The organism is Corynebacterium sp. 122RC1, assembly GCF_024580955.1.
GTDB lineage: Bacteria > Actinomycetota > Actinomycetes > Mycobacteriales > Mycobacteriaceae > Corynebacterium > Corynebacterium kozikiae.
This window is the reverse complement of record NZ_JANIKD010000007.1, coordinates 1-15,132: the sequence shown is the minus strand read 5'-3', so window position 1 is coordinate 15,132 and position 15,132 is coordinate 1. Positions and strand designations below refer to the sequence as shown.

At 62.6% G+C, this 15,132-nt stretch carries 14 protein-coding genes; 8 read left to right on the top strand and 6 right to left on the bottom strand.

Features of this window, described 5'->3' with window-relative positions; genetic code table 11:
• Positions 1 to 39: 39 nt before the first annotated feature.
• The 6 genes from NQ050_RS04970 to NQ050_RS04945 all read right to left on the bottom strand — a co-directional run bounded on the left by NQ050_RS04970 (position 40) and on the right by NQ050_RS04945 (position 8,336).
• Positions 40 to 3,855 carry a Pls/PosA family non-ribosomal peptide synthetase gene (locus tag NQ050_RS04970; protein ID WP_257038186.1) on the bottom strand — a complete coding sequence of 1,272 codons (3,816 nt, stop codon included), beginning with the start codon at positions 3,853 to 3,855 and terminating at the stop codon, positions 40 to 42.
• A gap of 43 nt (positions 3,856 to 3,898) precedes the next feature.
• Positions 3,899 to 4,336: a MarR family winged helix-turn-helix transcriptional regulator gene (locus tag NQ050_RS04965; RefSeq protein ID WP_257038185.1), complete on the bottom strand. Its 438-nt coding sequence runs from the start codon at positions 4,334 to 4,336 to the stop codon at positions 3,899 to 3,901.
• Between the two features lie 61 nt (positions 4,337 to 4,397).
• Positions 4,398 to 6,077 carry a hypothetical protein gene (locus tag NQ050_RS04960; RefSeq protein WP_257038184.1) on the bottom strand — a complete coding sequence of 560 codons (1,680 nt, stop codon included), beginning with the start codon at positions 6,075 to 6,077 and terminating at the stop codon, positions 4,398 to 4,400.
• Positions 6,078 to 6,189: 112 nt separating this feature from the next.
• Positions 6,190 to 6,477, bottom strand: coding sequence for a rhodanese-like domain-containing protein (locus NQ050_RS04955; protein WP_257038183.1), 288 nt, complete (start codon positions 6,475 to 6,477; stop codon positions 6,190 to 6,192).
• A gap of 34 nt (positions 6,478 to 6,511) precedes the next feature.
• Positions 6,512 to 7,507 (bottom strand): hypothetical protein, encoded by a 996-nt coding sequence (locus tag NQ050_RS04950; protein ID WP_257038182.1) that lies wholly within the window; start codon positions 7,505 to 7,507, stop codon positions 6,512 to 6,514.
• A gap of 352 nt (positions 7,508 to 7,859) precedes the next feature.
• Complete coding sequence (locus NQ050_RS04945; RefSeq protein ID WP_257038181.1) at positions 7,860 to 8,336, bottom strand: inorganic diphosphatase; 477 nt, start codon at positions 8,334 to 8,336, stop codon at positions 7,860 to 7,862.
• A gap of 41 nt (positions 8,337 to 8,377) precedes the next feature.
• Between NQ050_RS04945 and dacB the strand changes: the two genes are divergently transcribed.
• From dacB to folK, 8 genes are all read left to right on the top strand, one after another.
• Positions 8,378 to 9,601: a D-alanyl-D-alanine carboxypeptidase/D-alanyl-D-alanine-endopeptidase gene (gene dacB / locus NQ050_RS04940; protein WP_257038180.1), complete on the top strand. Its 1,224-nt coding sequence runs from the start codon at positions 8,378 to 8,380 to the stop codon at positions 9,599 to 9,601.
• A 29-nt stretch (positions 9,602 to 9,630) separates the two neighbouring features.
• Positions 9,631 to 10,488, top strand: coding sequence for a tRNA lysidine(34) synthetase TilS (gene tilS, locus NQ050_RS04935; RefSeq protein WP_257038258.1), 858 nt, complete (start codon positions 9,631 to 9,633; stop codon positions 10,486 to 10,488).
• Positions 10,481 to 11,035 (top strand): hypoxanthine phosphoribosyltransferase, encoded by a 555-nt coding sequence (hpt, locus tag NQ050_RS04930; protein WP_257038179.1) that lies wholly within the window; start codon positions 10,481 to 10,483, stop codon positions 11,033 to 11,035. Before tilS ends, hpt begins: the two co-directional genes overlap by 8 nt.
• Positions 11,032 to 13,116 (top strand): ATP-dependent zinc metalloprotease FtsH, encoded by a 2,085-nt coding sequence (gene ftsH / locus NQ050_RS04925; protein WP_257038178.1) that lies wholly within the window; start codon positions 11,032 to 11,034, stop codon positions 13,114 to 13,116. Before hpt ends, ftsH begins: the two co-directional genes overlap by 4 nt.
• Positions 13,113 to 13,673, top strand: a complete 561-nt coding sequence (folE, locus tag NQ050_RS04920) for a GTP cyclohydrolase I FolE (protein WP_257038177.1) — start codon at positions 13,113 to 13,115, stop codon at positions 13,671 to 13,673. The genes ftsH and folE overlap by 4 nt, the downstream gene beginning before the upstream one ends.
• Positions 13,670 to 14,461 (top strand): dihydropteroate synthase, encoded by a 792-nt coding sequence (gene folP / locus NQ050_RS04915; protein ID WP_257038176.1) that lies wholly within the window; start codon positions 13,670 to 13,672, stop codon positions 14,459 to 14,461. The genes folE and folP overlap by 4 nt, the downstream gene beginning before the upstream one ends.
• Entirely contained in the window at positions 14,449 to 14,799 is a 351-nt protein-coding gene (gene folB, locus NQ050_RS04910; RefSeq protein WP_257038175.1) for a dihydroneopterin aldolase, read from the top strand. The genes folP and folB overlap by 13 nt, the downstream gene beginning before the upstream one ends.
• A partial coding sequence (folK, locus tag NQ050_RS04905; protein WP_257038174.1) for a 2-amino-4-hydroxy-6-hydroxymethyldihydropteridine diphosphokinase occupies positions 14,799 to 15,132 on the top strand: 334 nt, incomplete at its 3' end. The genes folB and folK, both read left to right, overlap by 1 nt.

Here is a 15,132-nt window from a genome sequence, read left to right as displayed (position 1 = left end):
AAAACCCTCAAGTGCCAACCTTGAGGGTGAGACCAGCGCCTACCAGGGTTCCACCGGATTACCCTGCCAGCGCATGCCGGTGGGAACGCGGTCGCCGCGCATCACCAGCGAGCCAGGGCCGATCGTGGCTCCCGGCTCAATCACACTGGCCGGCAGCGCCACTGAGTGGGCGGCCAACGTGGCCCCCTCAGCGATTGTCACGGTGTCTAGGCTCATCACGCGATCCTGGAAAAGGTGCGTTTGTACCACGGTGCCCGGCCCCACGGTAGCGGCAGCCCCCACGGTGCAGAGGTCCGTTTCAGGGAACCAATAGGACTCAATCCACGCGCCGCGGCCCACCTTCACCCCGAGCATGCGCAGTACCAGGTTCATGCTGCCGCTGCCACCGATGTGCGCCAACGCCCAAGGTGCGGCAACAGATTCCACGAAGGTATCTTGCAACTCGTTGAGCCACACGAATCGGCTCCATAGGGGGTGGTCGCCAGCGCGATGGCGGCCGACACACAGCCACTTCATGGCCACGGTCACCAGCACCGCCGCCACGCCAGCGATGATGAGCACCACGCCCGCGCCAACAAAAGCCCACACCACGCTGTGCCCGAGCAGCCACTGGAGCGCCACCAGCACGCCGGCGGCAATCACGGCGGAGGTCATCGGGGCGAGCAGCCGCAGTGTCTCCACAACGCCACGCGCCACCTTCACCCTGCGGGAGGGTGCGTACGTGAGGGCGTCGCCACCCTCCGTTTGTACGGTGACCCTTCGCATCCGCTCCGGGGGCGAGCCCCACCAGTTGGAGCCGGCCTTCGCCTTCTTCGGGGTGGAACTGAGCACCGCAACCAGGGAATTTTTTCCAAGTTTGCGCTCCGGGCCGGCAATGCCGGAGTTGCCCACGAAGGAGCGCTTGCCAATGCGCGTTGGCCCCGCCAGCAGCCAGCCGCCGCCGAGCTCGTAACCGCCAATCAGGGTGTCATCGGCCAAGAATGCGCCGTCACGGACCTCCACAAACTTTGGCACCATCACGGCGGTGGAAATCTCCACATCCTTGCCAATGCGCGCACCCAAACTCCGCAGCCACAACGGCGTGATCTGCGCAGCATACAAAGGGAAAAGATGCGTGCGGGCGTCATCCATCAGCCGCTCCACAAACCACACGCGCCACCCCTGCGCCGAACGCACCGGATGCACCCCAGCCCGCAAGCCAACACTCAGCAGCCGCACGAGCACCCAAATCAGCATCATGTAGGTGCCAAAAGCCACAAGCGCAGCCACCGGAGCAAGCGCCAACGCATGCCAAGCAGTGCCGACGTTCCCCAGCACCGCACCTACCCCCGCAGCCAGGGCGAACAGCGGCAGCGCCGCCAACAGGAAGGAGCTCAGCGCATAGACCGGCACCCAGCGGCTACGCCGCGGCGGATGCACCGCCGGGAACGTGTGCTTGGAGCGGCCCACCTTCCGCGCAGGCGAGCCTGACCAGCGCGCGCCGGGCTTGATGGATTGCCCCAGCACCGTAGAGCCAGCCTCCACATGGGCATCCGCGCCCACCTTAGTTCCCGGTAGCAACGTGGACCGCGCGCCCACACGAGCATTGTTACCCACGCTGATGGCACCAACGTGGAAAAGGTCCCCCTCAACCCAGTAGCCACTCAAATCCACCTCGGGCTCCACGGCACTGTGCTTGCCCAAGGTGAGCATGCCCGTGACCGGCGGCAACGTGTGCAGGTCCACGCCCTTGCCAACCTTGGCACCCAAGAGCCGGGCAAACGTATTCACCCAAGTAGACCCCGCGATGCTGCGGGCGCCGGTGGCGTCGGTAAGCGCTTCCGCAGCCCACACCCGCAAATGCACGCTCCCTGCCCTGGGATACGTGCCCGGTGTGATGCCGCGCGTGAGTGCGCGGGCCAGGCTGGCGCCAATGAGCAGGCGGCCCGCCGGCGTAGCCAAGATCAGCCAGGCTGCCAACACCCACCAAGGGTTCAGCGGCAGCGCCCACTCAGTGGGGGCGAGCAGGTTGATGACCATCAGCCACACCACCCACGTGGCGCCGCGCAGGGTGGCCGCCGCGCACTGAGTAAGAGCCTGGATGGCGCGGGCACCGGCAGGGACGGGTGTGGCAGGAGTTGGTGTATGGCTGGTGATGGTGGGGGTGTGGAGTTCGTCGATCTTTGCCGCCATCTGCTCCAGCCGCGGATGATCGTAGATGTCACGAACCGCAAACACCGGAACCCGCTCACGAATCCTGCTCACCAAAGTGGCCGCCGCCAGCGAGGTCCCACCCAGGCCAAAGAAATCATCGCTGGTGCTCCCGACCGCCGAGCCCAACACATCCACCCAAATGCCGGCCAGCCACTCCTGCGTCTCCGTGAACCCCTCCGCATGCACCTGCGCGCCGGGCAAAGGCCACGGCAACGCACGCTTGTCCACTTTGCCGGAGGTTGTGGTGGGGAGTTCATCCATCACACACAACCGTGGCACCAACGCCGCGGGCATGGTGGCGGCTAGGCGCTCGTGGGCATCCGAGTGGTCAAAGCCCGCCTCGGGGTCAGTGAGTGAGACGTAGCCCACCAGGACTTTGTCGCCGCCGCCGGTGGTTTGCACCACCACGGTAGAGGAACGCACATTAGGCAGGGCAGCCAGGTTGGCGTCCACCTCACCGAGTTCGATGCGGCGCCCACCGATTTTCACCTGGTCATCCACGCGGCCCACAAAGTAGAGGCCGTCTGGCTCATAGCGCACGTGGTCGCCCGAGCGGTAGGCGCGGGCCAGGCCCAAGGTGGGCATGGGGGCGTACTTTTCTTTGTCTTTTGCAGCGTCCAAGTAGCGAGCCAGGCCGACGCCGCCGATCACGAGCTCGCCTACCTGCCCAAAATCCACCTGATGGCCTTGTGCATCCACCACAAAGAGATCCCAGCCATCCAAGGGGAGGCCAATGGATACCGGCCTGGAGGGGTGCACTTGCGCGCCACAGGCCACCACTGTTGCCTCAGTAGGTCCGTATGTGTTCCACACCTCACGTTTGGGGCTGCACAGCTTTTCCACCAGCTCCTGGCTCATTGCCTCACCGCCCAAGATGAGCAGGCGAATGTTGTCCAGCGCCTCAGTGGGCCACATGCCGGCGAGTGTGGGCACCGTGGACACCACGGTGATGTCCCTGCGGATCAGCCATGGGCCCAAGTCCATTCCGGAACGCACCAGGGAACGCGGAGCCGGCACCAGGCAGGCGCCGTGGCCCCAGGCCAGCCACATTTCCTCGCAAGAGGCATCAAATGCCACGGAGAGGCCTGCGAGCACGCGGTCCTCCGGGCCGAGAGGACTGCCCTGCACAAACATGCGGGCTTCTGCGTCCACAAAGGCCGCCGCGCTCCGGTGACTCACTGCCACGCCCTTGGGTTTGCCGGTAGAGCCGGAGGTGAAAATGATCCAGGCGGTGTTGTCGCGGCGCGGCAGGCGCTGGTCGCCGCCGGGGGTGGGGCGAATCATGGTGAAGCCGGAGTCGGTGAACATGCCGTTGATATTGGCCTCGCTGAATACCAGGCGTGCGCGCTCCTCAGGGTCATCCGCATCCACCGGAACGTAGGCTGCCCCGGCGTACAGCGTTGCCAGGATTGCCACATAGAGTTGCTTGGTGCCGGAAGAAACGCGGATCCCCACCCTGTCACCGCGCTTGATACCCTGCTGGTGCATGGTGGCGGCGGTGCTGTGGGCCAGCTCAGAGAGTTCGCGGTAGGTAAGCACCTCGCCATCATCTAAGGCTGCCGCCTCCGGAAAGTTTGCAACCGTTTGCTCGAACAACTCCACGAGGGTGCGTGGCTGCGGAGCGTACCCGCCGCGAAGATACTGGGCAGCTGGGCGAGTCACAAACGCACCTCCAAGCAAGTCATGCGTGCCATCCTAATGGGGCTCAATGCAGATTTCTCGGCGACTCCCCAAAGGTCTCCGCCACCAACTTCCCCAACTGCCGCAGGCGTTTCGGGCCCACCGCCAATGCCGCTTGCTCCGCCTCCGTGACCAGCAAGTGCAGCTCCTCATGCGCCGCACGCCCTGCCTTCGTTGAGGAAAGCGCGTGCCGACGTCGGTCAGCGGGGTCCTGGCGCCTGCGCACCCACCCGCGTTGCTCCAGGCGATCCACAATGTACGTCACTTCCGAAGGATCCACCGCCAGCGCCTGCGCCACGGTGCGCTGGGCAATTCCCTGCTGCGCGCAGGTGATTGAGAGCGCCCAGAAATCACGCAACGAAAGGCCATGCTGGGCCAGCGCCTCCTGCACCGCCAGCTGCGTGTGTTTATACAGCCTCTCCAATTGATGCGTGGGGGAGGCCTCCATCTCCGGGGAAAACATACTTCACATGCTAAGCCAAAAGGCCCCCAGGAAACTGGAGGCCTTCATTGGTGAGCGGAGATTAGGCGTTGCGGTTACGGCGCGTGAAGAACACACCCGCTGCAACCAAACCGGCCGCCACAGCGAGCAAGCCCACCACGGAAGCACCGGTTGCCGCCAACTGACGTGGCACACCCTTCTGCTGTGCAGGGCTCACGGAAGTGGTTGGTGCTGGGGTGGTTGGGGTGGTGCTGCCTGGGGCAGGGATTGGAATTGGGATTGGGATGATTGGATCACAGCCGTCGAGCTCGCCGGTCAGGCGTGCAAAGGCCTTGATGTCCGTATCCCAACGCTCTGTTGGATCGCTGAGGTCAGAGCGCTCCCTCTGGGTGTTCAGATCCGGCAGGGTGAGCTCATCCAGCTCGGCGGCGGTCATTGGAACGGAAACCGTGAGGGTGAACCACTGACCTGCCTTGAAGTCTGCGCCTTCAGGCCAGGTGTAGGTTGCAGTATCGCCATCGATTGTGCCGGTGACGTCTGCGCCGATGTAGTTCTCAGCCTCGTAGGGGAAGGCATGGTCTGTGGGGTCAAGGAAGGTGCGATCCTGGTTTGGCTCAATCTGCCACTGCTTGCCCACATCAGGCAGGGACACCGTGAGCTCAGGGTTGTTGATATTAACCGTGGTGCCCACAGGGATGCGGATGTAGAGGCGATCACCTGCGAGGAAGTGCTGGACCTCCATGGTGCCGTCGTTGTTGTATGGGCTGGCAGGACGGATCTTCTCAATGTAGCCGTTGTTAGTCCAGTCTACGAAGCGGCGGTCAATGTAAGCAGATGCGTTCCAATCAACCTCGCAGCGCTCGGTCTTATCGCCGCTCCGGGGAGTGGTTTGCTGGCGGAAGCAATCAGGAGCGGAATCATCCACCTTGGTGGCCGTACCGTTGAGCAGGCGGGTCTTCGCTGCCGCCGCAGCAACCGGATCCCACTGGGCGTTGGTGCCAGTAATATGGGAGGTCACAATGCGAGGGGTTGCCAGGAGCTCCTGGCTGGAAGCGTAGGCCTTTGAAGCAACGATGGCAATTGCGGAGTTCGCCTCAATCGCATCGGTGCTGTTGTTGTGGAACACAGCGGTGAGCGTCTTGCCGGTCACCGTGACGGTGGCCTTCAGAGGCTGCTGTTCGGGGAGGTCGAGGCTGGACGCCCTAACATCTTCGCTACCGCCATAGTAGCGGGTGACCAACCATTCGGTAGCGCTGGTATCAGCGGTGTAGCCTTCGCTCGGCAGTTCCGCTGTGAGGGTAAGGGTTTGGCCTGGATTCAGGATGCGGTGCTGCGTGGAGAACACAAACCGCCAGAAATCACTATCTCTGTTTTGGGAAACCCAGTGCTGCAGCTCAAAATTGCCCGGCTCCTCCTGGCCACCGGAGTTCTTGTGGTTCAGAGAGTTCTTGACCTTGGAAAGGTAGCCGTTGTTTGAGTAGTTGTTGAGGTCGGGGTCGTTGATACTGGTGGCGGTCCAATCCACCATGCAGGTGTTCTGGACGGCGCCATTCTTATCAACAGTTTGGCCGTTGGCGTCAAATTCCACGCCAGGGTACTTTTCCGCCAAAGTTGGCGCAGCGGTAGTGGTTGGCGCAGCTGAGGTGGTTGGGGTGGTTGGGATAGTTGAGGGGGTTTCCTGTGCAAACGTTGCCGGTGCGGCTAACGTGCTGCTGAGCGCACCTGCGATGAGGAGTGCGCCAAAGCGATTGCGAAGAGCCATGAACTTTAGGGCCTTTCCAGCTATTGAAAAGAAGGACAGTCAGACCCTAAGGCAGTTCAAACTGTTGAACAATTGTTGTTGGAAACAATTGCCCCAATGTGGGGCAATTCAACTACTCAGTGGGGAGCCCGGCAGCCACCCAGGCCTGCGTGCCACCGGCCACATTGGTGGCGTCGATACCGCGATGGGCCAGGTAATCCTGCACCTGAGCGCTGCGACCGCCGGAGCGGCAGATAAGGAAGATTTCGCGGTCTTGGTCGAGCTCGCCGATCCTGCCAACAAATTCTGACATTGGGATGCTCACGGCGCCGGCGGCGTGGACCTCGGTGAACTCGGCGGGCTCGCGGACGTCGATAAGCTGGGCGCCTGATGGAACTTCGGTGACCTGTACTTCTTTCATGGCTTTGCAGTGTACCTTGCAAGCCTGCCTGGGGTTACGCGAGCTGCACTTCGCGCAGGGCAATGTGCTCAGCGATAAGCGTTGTTAAAGAGGCGAGATCCTCTACGTACACCCGAAGAATATGGAACCCCTGCTGATGTAGGCGCACTTCTCGCTCACGCTCCTTGCGGAGGACTGCATCCACAGATCCGTGATCCTCACGTGCCTCATGCTTGATTCGGCCATCAATTTCAAGCACAAGCCAACCGTTGATTAAAAAATCTGCGCGATAAGTACCCCACGGAGTCTCAATGCTGCGTTGGAATTCTATCTTCCAATTCATGCCGCTGCTCAACAGCATGAACCGCGCGCGCGACTCCAAAGGGCTTTCCGAAAAACCAGTAGACAACTCCAATGCCCGCCGCACCGAGCCTATGCCACGATAGGGAGGTTTCGCATCCACCATCACCTTACGTAAGCGCTGTTCAGTGAGCTCTGGAAACGCCGCCCTCGCAGAGTCGATTGCCACCACGCCGGCCTCCAAGCCATGATTCCTGGTTACATCCACCAAAGTCCGCGAAAGCGAAGTGAACCGAGCGCCGTTGATACTGACCACCTCATCGGCAGCCAGCTTGCTGCTATAAACGTGCTGATGAGGATGGCGCTGGTGCTTGCCCGGCGCCTTAGTATTGCCAAAAGAATTAACCTCCACCCGTTGATCTCGTGCAGGCAATACCCACAAATTCCATAACCGAGCTGCAGAAATGCCACACACTGCGGCCCGGTCCAACGTCAAGGCCTGTGCAGCGGCAAACGCCCGTGACTGTTCCCAAGCAGGTAGGTTTTCGAATTCCTCCGGCCGATACACGATCTCCGGAATAAGCGGCTTCCACTCACCCCGCTTGTACTGATCCCAGAATTCAACATCTGAGGCCACCGCACGTCTTTTGCTGCGGATTGGGTATTCCTCTTCCCACTGCGAACGAGCAGGTATCGGGCGGCCTGTCAAAGGATTGAAGCTGAACTGCGGAATTACCCCTTGTTTACGCAAAATTCCCCCTGTTTTGAGTTGGTTGAGGCTCTGGGCCTGAAAGTGAATGTGAACGATGCTTGCGCCCCCTGCGTAGCAGCATACAAGCCGTATGTTATTGCAGTTTTTCTGGTACGGGAACCCCCGTGCTGTGGGGGAGGGGGTGGTGTGTGAAAGTCGATAGGAGGTGTTGGTCGATACCCCAAAGTCGATAGGACGCGGATTTCCCGATTTTCAGGCGTGGTATCGACCAACGCGCTGAGCTCTCGACTTTTAGGTATCGACCTACGCGCCCCAACCCCCAAAAAAGCAGGCCAGCCAACCGGCCAGCCTGCCCAAAGCCCCCAAACCCCAGCCCCCCAAAAAACCTAACTTAACCCTTGTAACGCTCCACGGCCTCTGCGAGGATGCGCTCGGCCTCGGCTTTGTCGCCCCAGCCGGATCCGGTGACTTCCTTGTTTGGCTCGAGGTCCTTGTAGTGCATAAAGAAGTGCTCGATCTCGTCCTTGAGGAAGGAGGAGGCGTCGGAGATGTCTTGGAGGTGGTCAAAGCGGACGTCGTCGATGACGCAGAGCAGTTTGTCGTCGCCGCCGGCCTCGTCGGTCATCTTGAATACGCCGAGTGGGCGAGCCTTCACGATCACGCCTGGGAACACTGGCTCTGGCAGGATGACCAGGGCGTCCAGTGGGTCGCCATCTTCGCCGAGGGTGTGGTCGATGAAGCCGTAGTCCAACGGGTAGGCCATCGGGGTGAACAGGTAGCGATCCAGGTAGACCTTGCCGGTTTCGTGGTCTACCTCGTACTTGTTGCGGGAACCCTTCGGGATTTCGATGGTGACTTCAATGCTCATGGTTTCTCCTTCTTTTTGGGACTTCTCTTATAGTAGTCCAGGTGAGCAAGGTTTGGATTTCATCAGTGGTGCTGAGCGCGCTGCTTGTCACCGGTGGTGTGGCGGCCGGTGTGGTGGCGCATAGTAATCGCATCATTGTGGATCCACCGCAGGACCCCACCAGCAGCGATGTCCTCGTCCCGCTCGAGCCAAAGCAATCCGACGCCACCGCCTTGCAAGCCCGCGTGGAGCAACTCGCCCAAAACCCCGCGCTGGGTACCCTCGGCGCACAGATCACGGACGTTACCACTGGTGAAACTATTTTCACTCAGGCAGCCACCACGCCAATGCTGCCCGCAAGCTCGGTGAAAACGCTTACCGCCGCCGCCGCGTTGTTGCAGCTCGGCCCGCAAGATCGAATCGAAACCCCTCTGTATCAAGACGGCAGCACGCTCATCATCAAAGCGAGCGGCGACGTCTGGCTGGACAACACCGCCCTAGACACCATGGCCGCCGCCGCGCAGGGTGAGGTCACGGAAGTGCTCATCGACACCTCCATCTGGCAAGGCGCCAACTTCCTCCCCGGCTGGGAGCAGGAAGACATCGCCGCCGGCTTCATCGCCCCCATCGAACCCGCCATGCTCTACGGCGCGCGGATCGGCGCTGAGTCCGGCGATGTGCCCCGCTCTGCAACGCCGGCTGTCGACGTCGCTAAGGCCCTAGCCCAACGCGTGGGTGCCGCGAGCGTGGGGTTCGGTGCGGTGCGGGGGGCCGAGATTGCCAGCGTGAGCTCGCCGGTGCTGTCCCAGCGTCTCGAGGAGATGATGGAAGAATCGGACAACGTGATGGCGGAAGCAATTGGGCGCGAGCTTTCGGCCACCGACCCCACCGGCGAGGTCCTGCGCATCTTGAACGCCGCGGGCTTTGATACCCAGGGGGTGACGCTGGTGGATAACTCGGGGCTTTCCACGGACAACCGCCTGCCCGCCGCCCTGTTGGAGCAGATCATGCACCGCGCGGCAACCGATGTGACGCTGCGCCCCCTGCTGTCCACCCTGCCCACGGCGGGCAGCACCGGCACCTTAGAGGACCGCTACCCCAACGCCGGCCGCGGCTGGGTGCGCGCCAAAACCGGCACTCTCACGGCGGTCACGGCGCTGACAGGCGTGGTCCCCGGCCAAAACGGCCATCTCTACAGCTTCGCGCTCATCTCTAACGACTCAGAGATCCTGCCCGCCCGCGCCGCCGTGGACGCCATTGCCGCTGCGCTACGGGAAGCCTCATGATTTTCTGGCCGCGCAAAAGCCCCAACTTCATGGCGGTGCGCGTGGCGGCCCGTGCGGTAGAGCCGAAACACCTGGTGGTGGGGGTTTCTGGTGGGGCAGACTCTATGGCGCTCGCCGCTGCGTTGATCGCCGAGGGGTACCACGTCCACACCGTCGCCGTGGACCACCAACTCCAGCCGGGCAGCGCTGAGGCCGCCGCCCACGCCGTGGAACAACTGCGCTCATTTGGGGCAACCGGGGAAGTGATCGCTGTAAACGTGGCCCCTGGCAACCTGGAGGCTCAGGCGCGCGAGGCGCGCTACGCAGCCCTTCACTCACTGGGACTGCCCGTGGCTGTGGCGCATACGGCGGAGGATCAGGCCGAGACGTTGCTGCTGAGTGCGCTGCGGGGCCGGGCGGTTGGGATGGCCGTGGCTGGGGACGTCTGGCGCCCATTGCTCAATGTCCGCAGGAGCCAAACCCGCGGTGCTTGTGAAGAGCTGGGGATTACGGTCTGGGATGATCCGCACAACCTTGATCCCCGCTTTGCGCGCGTCGGTATGCGAACTCAGGTGATACCCCTACTCGCGGAGCTCAGTGGTGGCGATCCAATCCCTGCCCTCGCCAGGGCTGCGGAGCTGATTGCACAGGATGAGCAGGCGCTTCACACCCCCGCAGAAAACGATTGCGCAACCCTGGCTGCCATGCCGGATGCCTACCGACGCCGCGCGATCGCCGCCTGGCTCCACACCCAGGGAGTGCCACTGAGTGGGAGGGCGCTGAGCGGCGTGGATGCGTTGGTTGTTGATTGGCACGGCCAAGGCGGGGTGGCTGTGGGCGGTATGTTGGAAGTCGTGCGGAAAAGTGGCAAACTCTCGGTGTGCAAAAGAAAGGGCGGAAATGAATAACAAGTATGGGCAGGACGTGCTGCAGGTCCTTGTCACCCAGGAGGATCTGCAGGCCCGAATTAAGGAAATGGCCGCCCAGATCTCCGAGCGCTACAAGGACACTGAGCAAGATTTGATCTTGGTGTGTGTGCTCAAGGGCGCGGTGTTTTTTATTACTGATTTTGCCCGTGCGCTGGATATTCCGTGCCAGTTGGAGTTCATGGCAGTGAGTTCTTATGGCAACGCCAGTTCCTCCTCTGGGGTGGTGCGCATTTTGAAGGACCTCGACCGCGATATCCGTGACCGCGATGTGTTGATTGTGGAGGACATTATTGACTCCGGCCTCACGCTGAGCTGGCTGCTGCGCAACCTGCGCAACCGCGGCCCACGCAGCATTGAGGTGATTTCTTTGCTGCGCAAGCCCGAGGCAGTGAAAGCCAAGGTGGACTTTTTGGACATTGGCTTTGATCTGCCCAATGAATTTGTGATCGGTTATGGCTTGGATTACGCCGAGCGTTACCGTGACCTGCCCTTTATCGCCAGCCTGAACCCGAACGTGTACGAATGAACAATAAGCGCATCCTGCAAATAGCTCTCGCGGGATCAGTGGTCATGATGGCCCTGTTCCTGTTCACCGTGCTCGGTGACTCCACCCGTAGTTACAAAGAGGTGGACACCTCCATTGCCATCACGCAGTTGGAGGAAAATAATGTGGCTGAGGCCCAGATTGATGACCGCGAGCAGCGCCTGCGGCTGAAGCTCAAGGAGCCCATCGAGGAAGACGGCCAGGAGCTCACTGAGATCATGGCGCGGTACCCCGCCCGGACCGCCCCGGTGATCTTTGACAAGGTTGCTGCGTCTGATACGGACACCTACAACACGAAGGTCACGCAGGATTCCTTCCTGGTGTCCATGCTGGGCTACATCCTGCCCATGCTCATCGTGTTCGGCCTGATCTTCTGGATGTTTAACCGCATGCAGGGCGGCGGGGGTGGCCTGTTTGGCTTTGGTGGCTCGCGTGCCCGTGAGCTCACCAAGGACATGCCCACGAACACCTTCAGCGATGTTGCGGGTGCCGACGAAGCCGTGGATGAACTCCAGGAAATCAAGGACTTCTTGCAGGATCCCACGCGCTACCAGGAGTTGGGTGCCCGCATCCCGCGTGGCGTGTTGCTGTACGGCCCTCCCGGCACCGGTAAGACGCTCCTCGCGCGCGCCGTGGCCGGTGAGGCCGGCGTTCCTTTCTACTCCATTTCCGGCTCGGATTTTGTGGAGATGTTCGTGGGTGTGGGTGCCTCCCGCGTGCGTGACCTGTTCAAGCAGGCCAAAGAGAACAGCCCCTGCATTATTTTTGTGGATGAGATCGACGCCGTGGGGCGCCAGCGCGGCTCCGGCATGGGCGGCGGACACGACGAGCGCGAACAGACTCTGAACCAGCTCCTGGTGGAAATGGACGGTTTTGGTGACCGCGAAGGCGTGATCCTCATGGCCGCCACCAACCGCCCGGACATCCTGGACCCTGCGCTGCTGCGCCCTGGGCGCTTTGACCGCCAGATCCCGGTGACCAACCCGGACCTCAAGGGCCGCGAGCAGATCCTCGAGGTCCATGCGAAGGGTAAGCCCTTGGCAAAAGACGCCGACCTCAAGGCTTTGGCGCGCCGCACTGCCGGCATGTCTGGTGCGGACCTTGCGAACGTCCTCAATGAAGCCGCCCTGCTCACTGCGCGCATTGGTGGCACCGTGATCACTGCTGATGCTCTGGAAGAGGCAACAGACCGCGTGATCGGCGGGCCGCGCCGCTCCTCCACGGTGATCAGTGAGAAGGAGAAGAAAGTCACTGCCTACCACGAGGGCGGGCACACCCTGGCTGCGTGGGCGCTCGCAGACATCGAGCGCGTGTATAAAGTCACCATTCTGGCGCGCGGCCGCACCGGCGGGCACGCAATGACTGCGCCGGAAGATGACAAGGGCATGTACAACCGCAATGAGCTCTTTGCCCGCCTGGTGTTCGCCATGGGTGGCCGCGCCGCCGAGGAGCTCGTGTTTGGCGAGCCCACCACTGGCGCCTCCGCAGATATTGAGATGGCCACTAAGATCGCCAAGGCCATGTTGGTGGAATACGGCATGAGCCCAACGCTTGGCATGGTGAAGTACGGCGAGGAACAGGGCGACCCCTTCTCCGGGCGCAGGGGCAGCGGGGCGCTGGAATACTCCCCAGCCACCGCCGCCGAGATCGACGCGCAAATGAAATTCCTCATGGACCGCGCACACGAAATGGCCTACACAATCCTGCGCGACAACCGCGACACCCTGGACCAGCTCGCCGAGCGCCTCCTGGAAAAGGAAACCCTGCGCCGCCCCGAGCTCGAAGCCCTCTTTGCCGGCATCGAGGTACGCCCAGTGAGTGAAGTGTTCCCCAACGAGCAACAACGCTTCCCACGCCAGCCCGGCCGCGAGCCCGTGAAGACCCCCGTCGAGCTTGCCATCGAGCGCGGTGAGGAGCCACCAAAACGCTTCACGCTTCTCGACGCTTCCAAGGCCGCACGCGCCAAGCGCCAAGAAAGCCTTGCGGCCCCAGGATCAGGATCAGGGGCCGGTGCGGAGAAGGGGGAAGAAATTGGATTCGAGCTTCCGGAGAATGAGAAATGATTGACCACGCCCGCGCCGAAGCTGCCGTCCGCGAACTGCTCATAGCGGTGGGGGAGGACCCTGACCGCGAGGGCCTGCGTGAAACCCCAGCCAGGGTAGCCCGCGCCTATGAAGAAATTTTCGCTGGCCTGGACACGGACCCACGCACCGTATTGGAAAAGACGTTCAACGAGGATCACCGCGAGCTGGTCCTGGTCCGTGACATTCCCATTTACTCCACCTGCGAACACCACTTGGTGCCTTTCTACGGCGTGGCCCACATCGGCTACATCCCCGGTGAGGACGGCACAGTCACCGGCCTGTCCAAGCTGGCCCGACTGGTGGACCTCTACGCTAAGCGCCCCCAGGTCCAGGAGCGCCTCACTTCCCAGGTGGCGGACGCCCTAGTGGAGAAGCTGGACGCCCACTCAGTGATCGTGGTCATCGAGTGCGAGCACCTGTGCATGGCGATGCGTGGCATCCGCAAACCGGGTGCAAAAACCACTACCTCGGCAGTCCGCGGCGGTTTCCAGCGCAACGCCGCCTCCCGCGCGGAAGTGCTCTCTTTGCTGCGATGAGCACTCAGATCATGGGCATCCTCAACATCACTGAGGACTCGTTTTCCGACGGCGGCCGCTACCTCCAACTCGACGCCGCCCTCGCCCACGCCCGCGAACTCATCGCCGCAGGGGCTGACATCATCGACGTCGGCGGCGAATCCACCCGCCCCGGCGCCACCCGCGTCTCCGAAGACCTCGAACACGCCCGGGTGGTGCCCGTGATCCGTGCACTGAGTGAGATGGGTGTGACCTGCAGCGTCGATACGATGCGCGCTTCGGTGGCGGAGGCGGCTCTGGCTGCGGGCGCCACCATTATTAATGACGTCTCGGGCGCGCAGGCTGACCCTGCGATGTTGGGTGTGATGGCGGCGTCGGACGCGCGCTGCTGCCTGATGCACTGGGACACGGAGCGTTTCGGCGACGCCGCGGGTACTAGCCAGGCTGCGGTGCCCGACGTGCTGGGGCGCCTGCTGGGCCTGGCGCGCGAGGCGGAGGCCGCTGGGGTGGCGCGGGAACGCATCATCATTGATCCCGGCCTCGGCTTTGCTAAAACCGCTGAGGACAATTGGGCGCTGCTTGCCGCACTGCCCGCCTTCGTTGCCACCGGCTACCCGGTGCTCGTCGGTGCCTCCCGCAAACGTTTCCTTAATGCACTGAGTGGGAGTCGTGTTGACGTGGCCACCGCCACTGTCTCCGCCCTCGCGGCAGCCCACGGCGCGTGGTGTGTGCGGGTGCATGACGTGGCGGCAACGCACGCGGCGTTGGCGGTGGCGCGAGCTTGGAAGGAGCATGAATGGACCGCATAGAGTTGCGTGGCCTGCGCGGCTACGGCTACCACGGGGTGCTGCCGGAGGAAAAGGCGGCCGGCCAGGAGTTCAGTGTGGATATCACCTGCTGGCTGCCGCTGACCCGCACTGACGATCTGCGTGAAACGGTGAACTACGCCGAACTCGCCGAGCTGGCCTACGGGGTGCTCACGGGACCTGGCTTCGATCTCATTGAGACGGTGGCCACAAGCATTGCCGACGCCGCCCTCCAGGCCTTCCCCCTCATGGACGCCATCGAGGTCACAGTGCATAAGCCGCACGCCCCGATCCCGCGTGATTTCGCGGATGTGGCCGTCACAGCGAGGCGCACCCGATGATCCGCGCCGTCCTTTCCATCGGCTCCAACATGGCCGACCGCCTGGCCCTGCTGAGCCAGGCCCGAGACGCCTTCGCCCCCGAACTCGTGGCCGCCTCCCGCGTCTACGAAACCCCACCCTGGGGCGTGGAAGACCAGGACCCCTTCCTCAACGCAGTGCTCATCATCCACACGGAATCCACCCCCCTCGAGCTCCTCCGGCGCGCCCAAGCGGTGGAGCAGGCGGCGCAGCGCGTACGCGAACGACGCTGGGGGCCACGCACCCTCGACATCGACATCATCACCGCCACCGACCTCACCACCGGCCAAGAAATCACCTCCACCACCCCCACCC

Coding starts and splice junctions, on each gene's coding strand:
- NQ050_RS04955 (WP_257038183.1), bottom strand. CDS start 6,477: ATGAAAGAAGTACAGGTCACCGAAGTTCCATCAGGCGCCCAGCTTATC.
- NQ050_RS04965 (WP_257038185.1), bottom strand. CDS start 4,336: ATGTTTTCCCCGGAGATGGAGGCCTCCCCCACGCATCAATTGGAGAGG.
- folP (WP_257038176.1), top strand. CDS start 13,670: ATGAGCACTCAGATCATGGGCATCCTCAACATCACTGAGGACTCGTTT.
- folE (WP_257038177.1), top strand. CDS start 13,113: ATGATTGACCACGCCCGCGCCGAAGCTGCCGTCCGCGAACTGCTCATA.
- ftsH (WP_257038178.1), top strand. CDS start 11,032: ATGAACAATAAGCGCATCCTGCAAATAGCTCTCGCGGGATCAGTGGTC.
- NQ050_RS04945 (WP_257038181.1), bottom strand. CDS start 8,336: ATGAGCATTGAAGTCACCATCGAAATCCCGAAGGGTTCCCGCAACAAG.
- hpt (WP_257038179.1), top strand. CDS start 10,481: ATGAATAACAAGTATGGGCAGGACGTGCTGCAGGTCCTTGTCACCCAG.
- tilS (WP_257038258.1), top strand. CDS start 9,631: ATGGCGGTGCGCGTGGCGGCCCGTGCGGTAGAGCCGAAACACCTGGTG.
- NQ050_RS04960 (WP_257038184.1), bottom strand. CDS start 6,077: ATGGCTCTTCGCAATCGCTTTGGCGCACTCCTCATCGCAGGTGCGCTC.
- folB (WP_257038175.1), top strand. CDS start 14,449: ATGGACCGCATAGAGTTGCGTGGCCTGCGCGGCTACGGCTACCACGGG.